The sequence below is a fragment of the Neisseria sp. RH3002v2f genome, from assembly GCF_014596375.1.
In the GTDB taxonomy this organism is placed as follows: domain Bacteria; phylum Pseudomonadota; class Gammaproteobacteria; order Burkholderiales; family Neisseriaceae; genus Neisseria; species Neisseria cinerea.
In genome coordinates this window covers 239,828-257,806 of sequence record NZ_MAYZ01000012.1, presented here as the reverse complement: position 1 = coordinate 257,806, position 17,979 = coordinate 239,828, and the positions used below count along the sequence as shown (strand labels likewise).

The window sequence follows — 17,979 nt, the reverse complement described above, 5'->3', positions numbered from 1 at the left end:
CGCAAAAATCCCTGACAAACAATCTGCACATTTTTTAATCATATAGGATTTTCCCTTATTCCTCAGCATACTATCAAACATATCCACAACAGGATTCACACAGGCTAAGGATAAAGCAGATAAAAAGACACCTGTTCTTTTCAGACGGCATTCCCCCTGTTTCTGCAAACGGCAAAACAAAACGGCAGGACATCGTCTGTCCTGCCGTTTCACATATACGGTTTCCCGTACACTCGGGATTAAGCAGCCTGAATGTTAGCAGCTTGTTTGCCTTTAGGGCCGGTGGTTACGTCGAAAGATACGCGTTGACCTTCTTTCAGGGTTTTGAAACCATCCATGTTGATCGCTGAGAAGTGAGCGAACAAATCTTCGCCACCTTCGTCAGGAGTGATGAAACCAAAACCTTTAGCGTCGTTAAACCATTTTACGATACCGGTTGCCATTAGAAACTTCCTATACTTAAAAATTAACAAAATCAGCAAAATAAGGCATACAGCAAACTTAAACGTTCAGCGTTTCTCCCCAGCTTTATATACTTGGTCGAGTGCCGGCTTCTGCTTAACCGTCTTTTTACATTTGTTAAGCCGAAACGTCAAGCTATGTTTCCAAAAAAGTGAGAAAATAAGCGGAAAGACCGAAAATACAACAGAAATGCCGTCTGAAAACGGCTTCTTCCCGATAGAAAACAACTTATGACGACACACTGCCAATCCGATACGCTTTTAAGCGACCTTAACACCCTGCCGCCGAAACGTTACGGCGTTTTCCTATTGAACGACGATTACACCACGATGGAATTTGTCGTTGAAATCCTGACCGAAATCTTCATGCTCGGACAAGAACAGGCGGTAGCAGTAATGCTCTTGGTTCATCACGAAGGCAAAGGCCTGTGCGGCACTTACACGCGCGATATTGCCCAAACCAAACAGCAACAAGTCATGCAGCGGGCAAAAGCCGAAGGGCATCCGCTGCAATGTATTGTCGAGGAGATTTAATATGCTTGCCCCTGAATTGGAACAGATTTTGCAGCAGCTTTATCGCGAGGCGCGTAACGCCCATTATGAATTTATCAGCCTCGAGCATCTGCTTTTGGTACTCATCGAAGAAGATGCCGCCGTCCCCAACGTCCTCAAGCTCTGCGGCACGGATTTGAAAGTGGTGTCCGAACAACTCGCCGCCAGCGTTGCCGAAAACACCCCCCTGATTCCCGACCACCTTTTAGACACGGTCGAAACCCAGCCCACGCTCGGCTTCCAACGCGTCATCCAACGGGCGATGGTGCATACCCAATCGGCAGGCAAAGGCTTGGTCGAGCCTTTGGACGTTTTGGTCGCGCTGATGAGCGAAACTGACAGCCACGCCGTCTATTTCCTCAAGCTGCAATCGGTTACGCGTTTTGAAGTTTTGCGCTGTATTGCCCACGGCTCTCCCGATGAAGATGAAGACGATGGCAACTATTCTTCAGACGGCATGGACGACGATAATGAGAACCGCACCAAACCGAGCAAAAACCCTTTATCGGAGTACACCGTCAACCTCAACGCCGAAGTCAAAGCCGGCCGTATCGACCCTTTAATTGGTCGCAAACACGAAATGGAACGGCTGGTGCAAATCCTGTGCCGCCGCCGCAAAAACAATCCGCTTTTGGTCGGCGAAGCAGGCGTGGGCAAAACCGCGCTGGCGGAAGGTTTGGCACATCAAATCGTCAACGGCGACATTCCCGACGCGCTCAAAGATGCCGAAGTATACGCGCTGGATATGGGTTCGCTTTTGGCGGGCACAAAATACCGCGGCGATTTTGAAGCGCGGATCAAATCTATATTGAAACAGCTCGAAAAAATCCCGCACGCCATTTTGTTTATCGACGAAATCCACACCATCATCGGCGCAGGCAGCACCAGCGGTGGCACGATGGACGCATCCAACCTGCTCAAACCCGCATTGGCGAAAGGTTCATTGCGCTGTATCGGCGCAACCACTTACGACGAATATCGTACCATTTTCGACAAAGACCACGCCTTAAGCCGCCGTTTCCAAAAAATCGACGTGGTCGAACCTACTGTTTCCGAAACCGTACAAATCCTGCGCGGCTTGAAGCCGATGTTTGAAGCCTTCCACCAAGTCCGCTATACGCAAGGCGCACTTGAAGCCGCAGCCGAACTTTCCGCACGCTACATCAACGAACGCTTCCTGCCCGACAAAGCCATCGACGTGATGGACGAAGCAGGAGCGGCACAACGGATTCTGCCCAAATCCAAACAGAAAAAAGTCATTGGCAAAGCGCAAATCGAAATCGTCATTGCCAAAATCGCGCGGATTCCCGAAAAAACCGTGTCGCACGACGACAAACAAGTCCTGCAATTCCTCGGCCGCGATTTGAAAAACATGGTTTACGGTCAGGAAAACGCCATCGACGCGCTGGTTGCCGCCGTCAAAATGTCGCGTTCCGGCCTTGCCCTGCCCGACAAACCGATAGGCAGCTTCCTCTTCTCCGGTCCGACCGGCGTCGGTAAAACCGAAGTCGCCAAACAGCTTGCCTACTCGATGGGCGTACCGCTGCAACGCTTCGACATGTCCGAATACATGGAACGCCACGCCGTATCGCGCCTCATCGGCGCACCACCGGGCTACGTCGGCTTTGAACAAGGCGGCCTTTTAACCGAAGCCGTCAACAAACAGCCGCATTGCGTGCTGCTCTTGGACGAAATCGAAAAAGCCCACCCCGACATTTTCAACGTCCTCCTGCAAGTCATGGACGCAGGCAAGCTGACCGACAACAACGGCAAGAGTGCCGATTTCCGCAATGTTATCCTGATTATGACCACCAACGCAGGCGCGGAAAGCCTCAGCCGCCCCAGCCTCGGCTTTACCGCCAAGCGCGAACTCGGCGACGAAATGCAGGCCATCAACAAGCTCTTCACACCGGAGTTCCGCAACCGCTTGGACGCGATTATCCCGTTTGCGCCCCTGTCCGAACCCATTATCGTCAAAGTCGTGGACAAATTCCTGCTCCAGCTCGAACACCAGCTTCTCGACAAAAAAGTCGAAGCTGAATTCACACCGGCATTGCGCAAATATCTGGCAGAAAAAGGTTTCGACCCGCAAATGGGCGCGCGCCCGATGCACCGTCTGATTCAGGAAAAAATCCGCAAACCGCTCGCCGACGAACTCCTGTTCGGCAAACTCGCCGACGGCGGCTTCGTACGGATAGACTGGGATGCTGAAAAAGAAGAAGCCGTGTTGAAATTCAAGAAAAACAAAGTCAAACCTGAAGCAGAACCTGTTTAACCGATTGAAAAATAAAATGCCGTCTGAAATTTCAGACGGCATTTTTCAAATATCGGTCCCTATTCCGGCAAACTTTTCCACAAACGCCGCAATCTTTTGAAAAACACTTTGTTTCTTCGTCAGATATTGCGGGTTGAGCGGGCTCATTTTCGGCAGGGTTTCGGTCAGTTCCGTACCGTTTTCGCTGGCATAGCCGCGTTTGAGCGAGCCGATCAAATAGCGTTTGGAGGCGGTTTCATTCAAACCTTCGGCAGCAATCAGCTCTGCGGCTTCACTCCTCATCACCTCTTGAGCGTAGGTGTAGAAGGTTTCCAGTATGGTAGGAACGTCGGGGACTTTGTCCAAATCCGTATCATTGATGAAATCCACAATCAGGCTCTCTTTGGCGCGGTGGCCGATGCTGGCGCGGATGATACGGCGGATTTCTTCCACCAGCTCCGCTTTGCCTTTGATTTTTTTGTGATGCTCGAAAACCAGTTGCAAGATGTAATCCAGATTGATTTCCTGCGATTTGAGCAAATCCACCTCAAAAACCACATCGTCCCAATCGATTTTTGATTGCTCTTTCTGTTCGCCTGCTTTTTGGCGGCTCAGCCAGTCTCGGATGTCGTTATAGGCGGAACGGTAATCCTGCACTGCCCTTTCAGACGGCATCGGCACTTGCCGCATTTCCTGCACGTCTTCATCGCTCAAGTAGTATTTTTCTTGAAACGCCTTCATCGCATCTTCATCCGCCGCATCCACACTCTGCAACTCGCGCAGCGCGGCAAATTCATCGTAGTTCTGCAATACGTTTTCCGCCCGCAAGTATTCGCCGAAGAGTTTGGCAAAATCTTTTTTGTCTTTTTCCGTTTCGATTTTGTCGGGATCGGGGAAACGTTCGCTCAATTCTTTTGCTACATCCAGATAACCGCGCCGTGCTTCGCCAGTCTGATCATCGGTATAGCCGTTCATGTATTCTTCGTAGCTTTTTTCCAGCACCACGTTTTTGGTGTTTTTATCGCCGAAGAGCGTGATCGCATCAATGGTTGCCTGCTCCAAATCGCGGAAGCAGACAATATTGCCGAAGGTTTTGGTAGCATCATAAATGCGGTTGGTGCGAGAAAACGCCTGCATCAGGCCGTGATAGCGCAGGTTTTTATCGACGAACAGCGTATTCAGCGTCGGCGCGTCAAAACCCGTCAAAAACATGCCGACCACAATCAGCAAATCCACCTCCTGGTTTTTCACCCGTTTTGCCAAATCGCGGTAGTAGTTCTGAAAGGCTTTGCTGTCCGTGCCGAAATTGGTTTTGAAACAGGCGTTGTAATCGTTGATGGCAGCCTGCAAAAATTCTTTCGCGCTGCTGTCCATCGCTTCCGGTTCAAAGGTTTCATCGACAATTTCACCGACGGCGTTCTGCTCTTCGTTGGCCGCAAAGGAAAAAATAGTGGCCACTTTCAACGGGTGCAGGCTGCCTGCCTGTTGTGTTTTGAACACTTCGTAATAGCACTTCGCCGCATCCACGCTGCTGACGGCAAACATGGCGTTGAAGCCTTTGCCGCCCACATTCAGCCGGTGCGTTTTCTGCCTGAACTGGTTCAGGATATATTGCGTGATTTCGCGGATGCGTTCAGGGTGCAGCAGGGCTTGGCGGTTTTCGGCAGCACTCAGTTTCTTCTCGTCCTGTTCCGCTTCCACGGCTTTGAACTGCGGGCGCACATCGTTGTAATCTACTTTGAATTTCAATACTTTTTCATCGCGGATGGCATCGGTAATCACATAAGAATGCATCTCCCGCCCGAACACGCCCGCCGTAGTTTCTGCGCCCAAAGCGTTTTCGGGAAAAATCGGCGTGCCGGTAAAGCCGAACTGGCAGAATTTTTTAAATTTCTTTTTCAGGTTTTTTTGTGCTTCGCCGAATTGCGAGCGGTGGCATTCGTCGAAAATAAAGACAACCTGCTGATGGTAAACCGGCAGATTATCTTCACTCTTCATCAGGTTGTTCAGCTTTTGGATGGTGGTAACGATGATTTTGTTGTCGTCTTTTTCCAAATTGCGTTTCAAGCCCGCCGTGCTTTCCGAACCGTTTACGCTGTCGGGCGAAAAACGCTGGTATTCCTTCATCGTCTGATAGTCCAAATCCTTCCTGTCCACCACGAAGAAAACCTTGTCGATAAACGCCGATTCTGTCGCCAGACGCGCCGCCTTAAAGCTGGTCAGCGTTTTGCCGCTGCCCGTGGTGTGCCAGACATAGCCACCGCTCTCCGGCTTGCTCCAATTCTTCGCCTGCGCCGAACTGTTGATTTTCCACAAAATGCGTTCGGCAGCGGCAATCTGATACGGCCGCATAATCAGCAGCGTATCATTCGCATCGAACACGCTGTAATGCAGCAAAACGCTCAGCAATACGCTTTTCTGCAGGAACGTGGCGGTAAAATCTTTCAAATCCTTAATCGGATTATTGTCCGACCGCGCCCAATTCATCGTGAAATCGAAGCTGTTTTTGTCGCGCTTGGTGGTATTGGCGAAATAGCGCGTGTCCGTGCCGTTGGAAATCACGAAGATTTGCAGGAATTTGAACAACGAATTTTCGCTGTTGAAGCTCTCTTTGCTGTAACGGTGCACCTGATTGAATGCTTCACGCACCGCCACACCACGCTTTTTCAATTCAATCTGCACCAGCGGCAGGCCGTTTACCAACACGGTAACGTCATAACGGTTTGCATGCGTGCCCGTCTGCTCAAACTGGTTGATAACCTGCACATGGTTACGGGCAAGGTTTTTCTTGTCCAGCAGATAAATGTTTTTCAGACGGCCGTCATCGAAAGCGAAATCGTAAATATGGTCGTCGTGGATTTTGCGGGTTTTATCGGTAATGTTTTCAGACGGCCTGTCCAGATATTCCGTCAAAAAACGCGCCCATTCGCCGTCTGAAAACGCCACATTGTTCAGCCGCTGCAACTGGGTGCGCAGGTTTTCCAGCAGCCTGCTTTGGCTGTTCAAGTCCTTGCGGTATTCGTACCCCTGATTCTGCAAATCGGCGATTAACTCCGCTTCCAACTGGTTTTCCGATTGGTAGCTGCCCGACTGTTCGATTTTTTCATATTGGTCAAGCACGATGAAATTCGGCGTTTCGGCGATGGGTTTGGTTTCGAGGCTCATGGATTATCTCTTTGTTCATTACTTTGAAAAAAATTATAGTTATCCAGCAAGTGTTTCAGAAGTAATTTGATAGTTTCTTGTTCTTGCCGTGTTGGTTCAATAAATTCCTCATTTGATAATGTAGAATGACTTGTGAAGTTAATAATACGTTGAAAATAGTTTTGTCTACCATCTTCAGGCAGAAGATTAGACCATTCTTCATAACCTAAAAAATTAGCTGTTTTCTCATACAGGTTTCTTAGTAAAATAAAATGAAATCTCTCTACTTGTTGATTTTGTATAGCTTTTTCAATAACTCCTTTTAAGTGAAGGTGATATGAAAAACTTTTATTGGAATCCCCACGTTTTTCAAGAATATCAAAACTACCATCTTCATTTTTTAACAAAAGATAACTTCCATTTTTATTTTTCAACTTTAGTTCATTGTATAGAACGTTGTAAAATAAAACATTATGTGTGGTAATAATAAACTTTAACTCTGATTCGCTACTTTTTATCAAATCAGCCAAATCAACCGCTTGCTGAATCAGATGATTTTCATCCAAAGAGCTGACAGGGTCATCAATAAAAATATATTCCAAATCGTCAAACTGATCTGTGGAACGTCCTTCTTCGCTATCTTCTGGAATATTCAATTCAGCGATGACTTGTCTGATTAATACATAGAAAATGCTCCAAATAAAATTACTTTCTTCACCTTTGGAAATTTTGATATTTTCAATCTGCTCATCATTACCACGAGCAAAATAAAATACAATTTCTGAAAAATTATCATTAAAATCAGGAGTCAACTTATCATCTGTATAATATTGAAAGTTTTTAATAACAGCTCCATCCAGTCCATTATCCCTAAGCAACCAGTCGGTAAAACTATTCTTTTGAATTTTTAATCTTGGAGCTTCGTTCGCTAACAAATCATTGTCCCAAAAGAATAAATCCTCAGTAAATGCATTATAGTAGAGAAATTTTCTTCTTATTGGCTCTCCGTCTGACTCTTCTGAACCGGTTGAAGCAATTAAATTCTTAAACTCTCTGGACAAACGTGTTTTCCCTGTTCCGTTAAAAGCATAGATTAGCTGGACTTTTTTATCGTTTCCTTTTAGTTCCTCAGCAATTTCGGTTAAACTTTTTCCCATGATATTTCCTTATCAATATTTTCAGAAGACATTATCCCAATTTCAGGCTGCCTTGGGGAAGGCAAGCAGCTGTTCACGGTAATATTCGTATTGTTTGCGGCGCAGGGCGATTTCGTGTGGTAGGCCCTCGCTGATGGAGTGGGTCAGGGTGTCGAATTTGTCGAGGATGGCGACGATTTTTTCCTGTTCGGGGAGTGGTGGGATGGGGATTGGGAAGCGTTTAAAACCATTCATATCCACAGAAGCGAAACTTGATGTTGTTGTATTCTTTTTGCACCATTCACTAAGGTTAAAACAATAGTAATAAAGAAAATAAATGCTGAGTTTATCGGCAAATTCAGGCTTTAAAGATAAACTGGTAAATCTTTGGTTGGCTAAGAATGGAACGGTTATTAGTGCATGTTCACCTATGGTTGCAGATGTAGCCATGATAATAGAATTGGCTGGAAATAGCTTACCGCCCTTTACTGCGCTTTTTGATATATGCTGTAATGAATTATCTAAAATACGACCATTTTCCCTAATATCTTCCATTCTAAACCAAGGAATTGAGCCATTTTCCCAATATTCTTTATTTGATTTGGAAGGGGTATAGCCATTCTTCAAGTCAAACACCTCCCCCAACGTCTTCCAAACCTCATCTTTCAGACGGCATTGATAGCCATCAGCCACCCCCCCCCCGATTTGATTGTCAAAATCTAAAAGAAAGTCGCGGTAATACCGGTATTGGCGTTTGCGCAGGACTAATTCAGCTTCCAGCGTAGCTTCCAGCTCGGTGAATTTGTCAAGTATTTTTACAATTTTTTGCTGAGTTTCCAGTGATGGGATGGGAATTTGGATTTTCCCCATCTGGTGGCTCATTAGTTTTGGGTTTCCCATACCAGAATAAACATGTTTTTTTGCCTCAATTGAAAGCCAATAAAATAAAAATTTATAGTTTAACTCAAGGATGTTTTTAATTTTTATTAATCCACATACATTCGTAATCGAGAATTTTCCTGACCGATAAAATACTGTTCCCGCATTTGCACCATCAGTTGTCCAACTAACAAATTCCCCATCAAAGTCGAATGAGTTTATTTTTCCAATTTCACCATTATTTAGAGTTTGAGAACTATATACAGGATAATTTCCTAAATTGTCAGCTAAATAACCCTTTGATATAACTCTTCCTCTCGTTAAGTCTGCTACTTGAGTTAAAAGCTTCCACTCCACCGATGCCGTCTGAATCATCTCAATCAATTTTTTCGCTTTGCTTTGCATATCCATGGTTGTTTTCCGTTTCCTTTCCGCTGCGGCGGGATGCGGGGGGTCTTCAGCCCGCTATGTCCGTTTGCCGTTATTTCTGCGGGCTGAAGCCCGTCCTGCTTTCAGGCTGCCTGAAACAATGTGCAGACTGCTTTTTCAGGTAGCCTGAATCAGGGTTATTTTTTGCCGTTTTGATGCTGTTCGGCTGCGGCAAGCCTTTTCTGCTCTTCGTTCTCAAGCTGTTTGATGCTTTTCTCAGGTACGGGCTGGTCTTCAGGCATGATGCCGCCCAGTTCTTCAATGGTTTGGCGCACTTTTTGTCCGACTTCGAAATGCACCCGGTTTGCCTGTGTTTTGCCTTGGATGTTTTCGCGGCGTAGTTTTTCTTCGGTTTGCGTGGCACGGAACAGGTTGGCAGCCAGTTCGCTGGCGTTCATGTGGTCTAGGATTTTCTGGCTTTTCTTCAAGCCTTTGCGGCTGTGTATGCCCTGCTTGTCCAGTCCTCCGTATAGCCCCCGATAGCCGTGGTTTTGGAAGACGGCGTATTCGACGGGTTTTTCTACGCCTGCATCTTTGGCTGCGGCGGCAAGGTCGGTATTGTGTTCGCGCAGTTGCCTGCGAAGCAGCAGGCGTTGTTTGTCTTCGCCCAAACTCCTGAATGCGGCTTCGTCTTGCAGTTCTTGGCGGCGGGTTTGCACGGCAAAGTAGGTTTGCCCTGCGGCAATGACGCTTTTGGACGGATCGCCGTTTTGCACAATCAGGTAGCAGGCATAGCGGGAAAGGCGGTAATCCGCCACTTCGCGCTGCCCGCCTTTTCCAAGGACTATCATTTTGTTGGTTGCAACAAAATGATGATTTTTGTCATTTCCTGATGTTTCGCAAGCGGTTATGGCTTTATCAATGGCCCGTTGGAAATTGCGCCATTCGGAATATTCCAAGATTTGCTGCAAGGTGCGCGCCGACCAATATTCATTGCCTGTTTCGTCGATGTGTTTGGCGTTTTCAAAAGCGTTGTTTTCTGTTGTCATGTATTTTCCCCCGAAAATTTCTTAATTTGAACTTGTAAAGATTGCTTGCAGGTTGCCGCCCGTATTTTCAGACGGCCTCTTTCCCATTCAGTTGTTGCAAAATATGCAACAACTGCCTAGGCCTCAATCTCTGCAATCACTTCGTCAATTTCGCGCCGCAGCCGTTCAATTTTGGCAACAGTTTCGCTGATTTCGGCGTTGAGTTGTTTGATGTCGATGACCTCGCGGGTGTCTTCGGCTTCAACATAGCTGCTGACGGCGAGGTTGTAGCCGTTGTCTTTGACGGTTTGCTGGGCAGCGTTTTGGGCGATATGCGGCACATCAGCCTTATCGGCGAAGAGTTTGACGATTTCGGCAATGTGTTCTTCGGTTAAGACGTTGTTGTTGGTTTCTTTTTTAAAGAAGCTGCTTGCATCGATAAATTGGATGTCGGTATTGTCTTTGTGTTTGGACAAAACCAGGATATTGACGGCGATGCTGGTGCCGTAAAAGAGATTGGGCGCAAGGGCGATGACGGTTTCCACGTAGTTGCCCTCCACCAGATATTGGCGGATTTTCTGCTCTGCGCCGCCGCGATAGAAAATGCCGGGGAATGAGACGATGGCGGCACGGCCTCTGCTAGAAAGGTAGTTCAGTGCGTGCAGGATGAAGGCAAAATCGGCTTTGGATTTCGGGGCGAGTACGCCTGCGGGGGCAAAGCGGTCGTCGTTGATTAAGGTGGGGTCGTCGCTACCTATCCAGTTGATGGAATAAGGCGGATTGGAGACAATGGCATCAAAGGGTTTGCTGTCTTTGAGCTTGGGGTTGGTCAGTGTGTCGCCCAATTCGATGTGGAATTGGTTGTAATTGACGTTGTGCAGGAACATGTTCATGCGGGCGAGGTTGTAGGTGGTGTGGTTGATTTCCTGCCCGAAGAAGCCTTCTTCGATGATGTGCTCGTCAAACTGTTTTTTCGCCTGCAAGAGCAGACTGCCCGAGCCGCAAGCTGGGTCGTAGATTTTGTTGACCTTCTCCTGTCCGTGCACCGCCAGCCGCGCAATCAGCTTGGAGACGCTTTGCGGGGTGAAAAATTCGCCGCCGGATTTGCCTGCGTTGGCAGCGTAGTTGGAAATCAGATATTCGTAGGCATCGCCGAAAAGGTCGATGTGGTGGTTTTCAAAATTGCCGAAATCGAGTTCCGCCACGCCTTTGAGGACGGCGGCAAGGCGTTTGTTCTTGTCGACAACTGTGCTGCCGAGCCGGCTGCTGGTGGTGTCGAAGTCATCAAACAGGCCTTTAATGTCTTGTTCGGACGGATAGCCAGAGGCTGAGCTTTCAATCGCGGTAAAAATTTCTTTCAGCTTGGTGTTGAGCTCTTCGTTTTGATGGGCTTCGGTGGCAATATTGCAAAAAAGCTGGCTGGGGTAGATGAAATAGCCTTTGACTTTGACGGCATCATCTTTGATTTCAGGCGTGATGATGCTGTCGGACATGTCGGCGTAATTGATGCTGCTGTCGCCTGCCTGAATATAGTCGGTGAAGTTTTCGCTGATAAAGCGGTAGAAAAGTGTGCCGAGAACGTATTGTTTAAAGTCCCAGCCGTCCACCGCGCCGCGTACTTCGTCGGCGATTTTCCAGATTTGGCGGTGCAGCTGGGCTCGTTGTTGTATTTCGGTCATAATCAAAATCTATATAAAAGTTAAACAAATCAAAATCGCCTGATATTTTCAGACGACCTTTGTTATGAGTATTTCAAATTAAGCCAGATTTTCCAGCATCCATTTGACGTAGCGGTCGACGCCTGATTTGACATCGAAAAATTCTTCCTTATATCCGGCTTCGCGCAATTTGGTGATGTCGGCTTGGGTGAAGCTTTGGTATTTGCCTTTGAGCGCGTCGGGAAATGGGATGTAGCGGATAAATTCTTCTTCTACCAGCTCTTTTAAACTCATTTCAGGTTTGCCTTCGGCAACGCGGCAGGCGTTGACGGTGGCGGCGGCGAGTTCGTTGAACTGTTGGCTGCGGCCTGTTCCGAGGTTGTAGATGCCGGAAAGTTCGGGATGGTCGAAGAAGTAAAGGTTGACTTTGGCAACGTCTTCGACGCTGACGAAGTCGCGGGTTTGTTCGCCGTTGCCGTAGCCGTCGTTTGAACCGAACAGGTTGACGTAACCGTGTTCGCGGTATTGGTGGAAATGGTGGAAGGCGACAGATGCCATGCGGCCTTTGTGTTGTTCGTGTTGTCCGTAAACATTGAAGTAGCGGAAGCCGACGACTTGGGCGGTGAGACCTTCTTTCATGCGGCGGCGCAATACTTGGTCGAACAGGAATTTGGAGTAGCCGTATACATTGAGCGGTTTTTCCAGTTCGCGCTCTTCGCGGAAGATTTCACCTTTGCCATACACGGCGGCGCTGGAGGCGTAGAGGAAGGGGATGCGTTCGTCCTGACACCAGTCCAAAAGGTCGAGCGTGTACTGGTAGTTGTTGTCCATCATGTAGAGGCCGTCGTGGTTCATGGTGTCGGAACACGCTCCTTGGTGGAACACAGCTTCGATGTTTTTGTAAGGTAGAAGATGACCGCGCACTTGGCGGATAAATTCGTGTTTGTCGAGGTAGTGGGCGATTTCGCACTCGGCAAGGTTTTTGAATTTTTCGCCGCGGGTCAGGTTGTCGACGGCGACGATGTCGGTAATGCCGCGTTGGTTGAGGGCTTTAACAATGTTGCTGCCGATAAAGCCGGCCGCGCCTGTCACGATGATGGTCATATTGGGTTTCCTTTATTTTGATTTTTCAGACGTTCTTGAAGAAATCATGCCGTCTGAAAATAACAACTTGTCTGTCTGGATTATTTTCCAACTCTATTTTCAGACGGCCTTTAGGTTTTAAGGCCGTCTGAAACAGCATTTATTGCTCTTCCAATGCCTTGGTCAATTCGACAAACGAGCAAACCGCCGTACCAAGTTTCGCCACGACAACCCCAGCCGCAGTATTGGCAAGGTGCATGGCTTCGGGCATGGTGTAGCCTGCCGCCAGCCCCAAGCCCATTCCGGCAATGACGGTATCACCTGCGCCGGATACGTCGTAAACTTCTTGAGCGCGGGTGGGCTGGTAAATGGGTTCGCCTTCGCTGAACAGGGTCATGCCCTCTTCGCTTCGGGTCAGCAAAATAGCGGTCAAGTCGAGGTGGCGGCGCAGGTTTTGTGCTTTTTCGGTCAAATCATTTTCGTTTTTCCAACTGCCGACCACTTCTTTCAATTCGGCGCGGTTGGGCGTAATCAGCGTGGCGCCGGCGTATTTTTCGTAATCGTCGCCTTTGGGGTCGATTAATACGGTTTTACCTGCGTGTTTTGCCCAATCTATCATATCGGAGATGTGCGACAGACCGCCTTTGCCGTAGTCTGAAAAGATGATGGCATCGTATTCGGGCAAGATTTCGCAGTATTTCCGCTTGATTTGTTCCAACACTTCGCGGTTGGGATGCTCTTCAAAATCAAGGCGGATAAGCTGCTGGTTGCGGGCAACGACGCGCAGTTTGACGGTGGTGGCGATTTGTTTGTCGCGCATCAGATAGGAGGCGACGCCGTCTTGCACCATCAGCGCGTCGAGCGCGTTGGCGGCTTCGTCGTCGCCGATTACCGACAACAACCCGACTTTGCCGCCCAGCGAAGCGATGTTACGCGCGACATTTGCCGCACCGCCCGCTCGTTGGTCGATACGTCCGATTTTGGCCACCGGCACGGGGGCTTCGGGCGAAATACGGGACACATCGCCAAACCAATAGCGGTCGAGCATCACGTCGCCGACAACCAGGACTTTGGCTTGCGCGAAACGGGATTTGAGGGTTTCTTGTTGGAACTTGGCGGACATATTGCCTCCGTTGTATTTTTTCAGACGGCCTCAACCTGTAAGGCCGTCTGAAAATCAGTTTGCTTCAAGGTTTGCCACGCGGTTCACTTCGCGCAATACGGCTACCGGATCGGCAGCTTGGGTTACAGGACGACCCATTACCAAATAGGTCGAACCGGCAGCCAAGGCTTCGGCCGGTGTCATGATGCGGCGCTGGTCATCATTATTGCCGGCAACGTCCAAGCGGATGCCGGGCGTTACCAAGACAAAATCCTGCCCCAATTCACGGCGCAATGGTGTAGCTTCTTGGGCGGAACAGACCACGCCGTCCAAGCCCGAACTTTGCGTCAGTTTTGCCAAACGGATGACTTGTTCTTCAGGGGCGATGTTCAAACCGATTTCCGCCAAATCGCTTTGTTCCATGCTGGTCAACACGGTTACGCCGATTAAGAGCGGCTTGGTTTGATATCCGGCAACGGCTTCTGCTGCGGCTTCCATCATACGGCGGCCGCCTGAGGCATGCATATCGACCATCCAAACGCCCATATCGGCAGCGACTTTGCAGGCTTGCGCGACGGTGTGGGGAATGTCGTGGTATTTCAAATCAAGAAAGAGTTTGAAACCCTGATGAATCAGGCTTTCCGCCAAACTGCGCCCCGTCGCGGTAAACAGCTCTTTGCCGATTTTGATTTGGCACAACGCCGGATCAAGGTTGCGGACGAATCCAAGCGTGTCTTTTTCGTTGGCAAAATCAAGGGCGACGATGACCGGGGTGCGTTGTTGCGGAGTTTGGAAGTCAGAGATTAAGGGATTCATAAGATGCCTGCGGATAAACGGTTACAACTTCGATTTTAACAGCTTTTCGTACACAAAATGCCGTCTGAAAATATTTTTTCAGACGGCATTTCCTACTCAGCAAACCTTATTTGCCCAAACCTTTCAATACTTCGGCTTTCACAGCTTCTACCGGTTGAGTGCCGTCAACTTTGATGTATTTAGGCGCATGTTCGCCTTCCAGTTTGCTGTAAAAATCAACCAAAACTTCGGTTTGCTCGTGGTACACGGCAAGGCGTTTTTTGACGGTTTCTTCTTTGTCGTCGTCGCGCTGAATCAAGTCTTCGCCGGTTACGTCGTCTTTGCCTTCGACTTTAGGCGGATTGTAGGTAACGTGGTAGGTACGGCCGGAAGCCAAATGCACGCGGCGGCCGCTCATGCGGTCGACAATCACGCTGTCAGGTACATCGATTTCAACCACGGCATCCAAATCCACACCTGCTTCAACCATCGCTTCGGCTTGTGCCAGCGTGCGCGGGAAGCCGTCAAACAGGAAACCGTTTTTGCAGTCGTCTTGCGCGATGCGTTCTTTGACCATACCGATAATGATGTCGTCGCGCACCAAGCCGCCTTCATCAATGATTTTTTTCGCTTCCAAACCCAGCGGAGTGCCTGCTTTAATCGCAGCGCGGAGCATGTCGCCGGTGGAAATTTGCGGAATATCAAAAGCAGCGGTGATGAATTGCGCCTGAGTGCCTTTGCCGGCGCCCGGTGCGCCTAAAAGTAATGCTTTCATAAAGTCGTCCTTTCCAATATATTTAATGAAGCCGAACAGATTGTCCACAATTCTACACGGCTTAACGCAATAGTTCAAAAACCAACTGCATAAACTGCCATTTGCAAGCAGATGTTTTGCATACATTTGCCGAGCTTAATATTCACAAGGCTGCAACTTTTTGGGACAATTCCCCCTCAATTCAAAAAAAACACAAAACCTTACCAAAAAGGAATATCCGTGAAACGCATTTTTCTGTTTCTCGCGACCAATATCGCTGTTTTGGTCGTAATCAACATTGTTTTGGCGGTTCTGGGCATCAACAGCAGGGGCGATGCGGGCAACCTGTTAGCGTATTCCGCCGTCGTCGGCTTCACTGGTTCGATTATCTCACTGCTGATGTCCAAATTTATCGCCAAACAATCGGTCGGCGCGGAAGTTATCGACACACCGCGCACTGAAGAAGAAGCCTGGCTTCTGAACATTGTCGAAGCCCAAGCGCGGCAATGGAATCTGAAAACGCCCGAAGTTGCCATCTACCACTCTCCCGAACCCAATGCCTTTGCCACGGGCGCATCGAGAAACAACTCTCTGATTGCCGTCAGCACCGGTTTGCTTGACCACATGACACGCGATGAGGTGGAAGCGGTGTTGGCGCACGAAATGGCACACGTCGGCAACGGCGATATGGTGACATTGACGCTGATTCAAGGGGTGGTTAATACCTTTGTCGTATTCCTGTCGCGCATTATTGCCAACTTGATTGCCCGGAACAACGACGGCAGCCAATCTCAGGGAACTTATTTCCTGGTCAGCATGGTATTCCAAATCCTCTTCGGCTTCCTTGCCAGCTTAATTGTCATGTGGTTCAGCCGCCAGCGCGAATACCGTGCCGATGCGGGGGCGGCAAAACTGGTCGGTGCACCGAAAATGATTTCCGCCCTGCAAAGGCTTAAAGGCAATCCTGTCGACCTGCCCGAAGAAATGAACGCGATGGGCATTGCCGGAGATACGCGCGACTCCCTGCTCAGCACCCACCCTTCACTGGACAACCGCATTGCCCGCCTCAAATCGCTCTGAGCCGATTTGAAACGACAAAAAAACCGTACGCACAAGCAGTACGGTTTTTTCGTATATACCGTCTGAAAACATCAGGTTTGCCATACCGGCGCCAACTGTATCCATTTCCGTACCGGATACGCCGCATTGATATACCCCCGACAAACCGTGTCCAAACAGAAAATATCAGATAAAACGGCAGCAAAAATGCCGTCTGAAACCAATTAGGGCTTCAGACGGCATTTTTACTGCAAAACCTTATGCGAACGGATGATGCAGCACAATCGTTTCTTCGCGGTCGGGGCCGGTGGAGACGATGGCTACCGGCGCGCCGCACACTTCTTCGATACGTTTCAGATATGCTTTAGCGTTTTCAGGCAGCTTATCGTACTCTTTCACACCGAAAGTCGATTCGCTCCAGCCGGGCATGGTTTCGTAAATCGGCTTGCAGGCTTCTACCGCATCGGAACCGCAAGGCAGGATGTCGGTTTTACTGCCGTCGGGCAATTCGTAGCCGACACAGATATTGATGGTTTCAATACCGTCCATCACGTCCAGCTTGGTGATGCACATACCGGAAATGCCGTTGACTTGGATGGAGCGTTTCAACGCGGCGGCATCAAACCATCCGCATCGGCGTGCGCGACCGGTTACGGAACCGAATTCGTGTCCGCGTTCTGCCAAACCCGCACCTACTTCGTCGAACAATTCGGTCGGGAACGGGCCTGAACCGACGCGTGTGGTATAAGCTTTGACGATGCCCAAAACATAATCCAGCATTTGCGGACCTACGCCTGCGCCTGCGGAAGCTGCTCCCGCCAGGCAGTTGGAAGAGGTAACGAAGGGGTAAGTGCCGTAGTCTATGTCCAACAGCGTGCCTTGCGCACCTTCAAATAGCAGTTTTTCGCCGTTTTTGTTTTTCTCGTTCAACACACGGGATACGTCGGTAATCATCGGCGTAATGCGCGGCGCAACTTTTTCGATTACCGCCATCACGTCTTCCGCTTTCACCGGCTCGGCATTGTGCAGATGTTGCAATTGAACGTTGTAATAAGCGAGGATGGCATCCAGTTTTTCACGCAGTTTTTCAGGATGCAGCAAATCGATGGCGCGGATGGCGCGGCGTGCCACTTTGTCTTCGTAGGCAGGGCCGATGCCGCGGCCGGTTGTGCCGATTTTGCCTTTTCCGCGGGATGCTTCTCGGGCTTGGTCAAGCGCGATGTGGTAAGGCAGGATCAGCGGACAGGTCGGCGCGATTTTCAGACGGCCTTCGACGTTTTTCACGCCTGCCGCGTTCAGCTCGTCGATTTCGCCCAACAATGCTTCGGGGGAAACGACAACGCCGGAACCGATGAAGCAGTCCAGACTTTCATGCAGAATGCCGCTCGGAATCAGGCGCAAAATGGTTTTCTTGCCGCCGACGACCAAAGTATGACCCGCATTGTGGCCGCCTTGGAAACGCACGACGCCGCTGGTTTCTTCCGCCAGCCAATCAACGATTTTACCTTTGCCTTCATCGCCCCATTGGGCGCCGATTACTACAACATTTTTAGCCATTATGACAACCTTGTTTTAAATTGATAAGTTACAATCAAATTGCAAATTGCGGCTATCGGGATTACTTACCCTTTCCAGCCTTTTCAGACGGCATATCATTTTTTCTGCACCATTGCGTACAATACCATAACCGATTACGGAGAAACCG

The 17,979-nt window shown here is 49.1% G+C and carries 14 protein-coding genes; 3 read left to right on the top strand and 11 right to left on the bottom strand.

Going from position 1 to position 17,979, the window contains the following annotated elements:
• Positions 1-239: 239 nt before the first annotated feature.
• The gene (locus BBW69_RS02060) at positions 240-443 is read right to left on the bottom strand and encodes a cold-shock protein (RefSeq protein WP_003682902.1); all 204 of its coding nucleotides are present in this window, start codon (positions 441-443) and stop codon (positions 240-242) included.
• A 249-nt stretch (positions 444-692) separates the two neighbouring features.
• Here BBW69_RS02060 and clpS point away from each other — a divergent pair, with 249 nt between their 5' ends.
• Positions 693-995 carry an ATP-dependent Clp protease adapter ClpS gene (gene clpS, locus BBW69_RS02055; protein WP_003674448.1) on the top strand — a complete coding sequence of 101 codons (303 nt, stop codon included), beginning with the start codon at positions 693-695 and terminating at the stop codon, positions 993-995.
• A 1-nt stretch (position 996) separates the two neighbouring features.
• The gene (clpA, locus tag BBW69_RS02050) at positions 997-3,288 is read left to right on the top strand and encodes an ATP-dependent Clp protease ATP-binding subunit ClpA (RefSeq protein WP_188210237.1); all 2,292 of its coding nucleotides are present in this window, start codon (positions 997-999) and stop codon (positions 3,286-3,288) included.
• 45 nt (positions 3,289-3,333) lie between these two features.
• On the opposite strand, the gene BBW69_RS02045 is transcribed toward clpA, so the two are convergent.
• From BBW69_RS02045 to adk, 9 genes are all read right to left on the bottom strand, one after another.
• On the bottom strand, positions 3,334-6,432 hold the full coding sequence (locus BBW69_RS02045) for a type I restriction endonuclease subunit R (protein ID WP_188210236.1): 3,099 nt from the start codon (positions 6,430-6,432) through the stop codon (positions 3,334-3,336).
• Complete coding sequence (locus BBW69_RS02040; protein ID WP_188210235.1) at positions 6,429-7,568, bottom strand: AAA family ATPase; 1,140 nt, start codon at positions 7,566-7,568, stop codon at positions 6,429-6,431. The genes BBW69_RS02045 and BBW69_RS02040 overlap by 4 nt, the downstream gene beginning before the upstream one ends.
• A gap of 42 nt (positions 7,569-7,610) precedes the next feature.
• A complete protein-coding gene (locus BBW69_RS02035; protein ID WP_188210234.1) occupies positions 7,611-8,837 on the bottom strand; it encodes a restriction endonuclease subunit S in 1,227 nt (408 codons plus the stop codon).
• A 155-nt stretch (positions 8,838-8,992) separates the two neighbouring features.
• Entirely contained in the window at positions 8,993-9,844 is an 852-nt protein-coding gene (gene dinD / locus BBW69_RS02030) for a DNA damage-inducible protein D (protein ID WP_188210233.1), read from the bottom strand.
• A gap of 116 nt (positions 9,845-9,960) precedes the next feature.
• On the bottom strand, positions 9,961-11,502 hold the full coding sequence (locus BBW69_RS02025) for a type I restriction-modification system subunit M (protein ID WP_188210232.1): 1,542 nt from the start codon (positions 11,500-11,502) through the stop codon (positions 9,961-9,963).
• Between the two features lie 78 nt (positions 11,503-11,580).
• Complete coding sequence (rfaD, locus tag BBW69_RS02020; protein ID WP_188210231.1) at positions 11,581-12,585, bottom strand: ADP-glyceromanno-heptose 6-epimerase; 1,005 nt, start codon at positions 12,583-12,585, stop codon at positions 11,581-11,583.
• A gap of 139 nt (positions 12,586-12,724) precedes the next feature.
• The gene (hldA, locus tag BBW69_RS02015; RefSeq protein ID WP_188210230.1) at positions 12,725-13,687 is read right to left on the bottom strand and encodes an ADP-heptose synthase; all 963 of its coding nucleotides are present in this window, start codon (positions 13,685-13,687) and stop codon (positions 12,725-12,727) included.
• A 54-nt stretch (positions 13,688-13,741) separates the two neighbouring features.
• Positions 13,742-14,482 (bottom strand): orotidine-5'-phosphate decarboxylase, encoded by a 741-nt coding sequence (gene pyrF, locus BBW69_RS02010; protein WP_188210229.1) that lies wholly within the window; start codon positions 14,480-14,482, stop codon positions 13,742-13,744.
• 106 nt (positions 14,483-14,588) lie between these two features.
• On the bottom strand, positions 14,589-15,236 hold the full coding sequence (gene adk, locus BBW69_RS02005; RefSeq protein ID WP_039854631.1) for an adenylate kinase: 648 nt from the start codon (positions 15,234-15,236) through the stop codon (positions 14,589-14,591).
• 219 nt (positions 15,237-15,455) lie between these two features.
• Here adk and htpX point away from each other — a divergent pair, with 219 nt between their 5' ends.
• The gene (htpX, locus tag BBW69_RS02000; RefSeq protein ID WP_107859184.1) at positions 15,456-16,295 is read left to right on the top strand and encodes a protease HtpX; all 840 of its coding nucleotides are present in this window, start codon (positions 15,456-15,458) and stop codon (positions 16,293-16,295) included.
• A 237-nt stretch (positions 16,296-16,532) separates the two neighbouring features.
• Here the strand turns inward: htpX and BBW69_RS01995 are convergent, their stop codons facing one another.
• A complete protein-coding gene (locus tag BBW69_RS01995; protein ID WP_188210228.1) occupies positions 16,533-17,831 on the bottom strand; it encodes an adenylosuccinate synthase in 1,299 nt (432 codons plus the stop codon).
• Between the last annotated feature and the right edge of the window lie 148 nt (positions 17,832-17,979).

Coding starts and splice junctions, on each gene's coding strand:
- BBW69_RS02060 (WP_003682902.1), bottom strand. CDS start 443: ATGGCAACCGGTATCGTAAAATGGTTTAACGACGCTAAAGGTTTTGGT.
- clpS (WP_003674448.1), top strand. CDS start 693: ATGACGACACACTGCCAATCCGATACGCTTTTAAGCGACCTTAACACC.
- clpA (WP_188210237.1), top strand. CDS start 997: ATGCTTGCCCCTGAATTGGAACAGATTTTGCAGCAGCTTTATCGCGAG.
- BBW69_RS02045 (WP_188210236.1), bottom strand. CDS start 6,432: ATGAGCCTCGAAACCAAACCCATCGCCGAAACGCCGAATTTCATCGTG.
- BBW69_RS02040 (WP_188210235.1), bottom strand. CDS start 7,568: ATGGGAAAAAGTTTAACCGAAATTGCTGAGGAACTAAAAGGAAACGAT.
- BBW69_RS02035 (WP_188210234.1), bottom strand. CDS start 8,837: ATGGATATGCAAAGCAAAGCGAAAAAATTGATTGAGATGATTCAGACG.
- dinD (WP_188210233.1), bottom strand. CDS start 9,844: ATGACAACAGAAAACAACGCTTTTGAAAACGCCAAACACATCGACGAA.
- BBW69_RS02025 (WP_188210232.1), bottom strand. CDS start 11,502: ATGACCGAAATACAACAACGAGCCCAGCTGCACCGCCAAATCTGGAAA.
- rfaD (WP_188210231.1), bottom strand. CDS start 12,585: ATGACCATCATCGTGACAGGCGCGGCCGGCTTTATCGGCAGCAACATT.
- hldA (WP_188210230.1), bottom strand. CDS start 13,687: ATGTCCGCCAAGTTCCAACAAGAAACCCTCAAATCCCGTTTCGCGCAA.
- pyrF (WP_188210229.1), bottom strand. CDS start 14,482: ATGAATCCCTTAATCTCTGACTTCCAAACTCCGCAACAACGCACCCCG.
- adk (WP_039854631.1), bottom strand. CDS start 15,236: ATGAAAGCATTACTTTTAGGCGCACCGGGCGCCGGCAAAGGCACTCAG.
- BBW69_RS01995 (WP_188210228.1), bottom strand. CDS start 17,831: ATGGCTAAAAATGTTGTAGTAATCGGCGCCCAATGGGGCGATGAAGGC.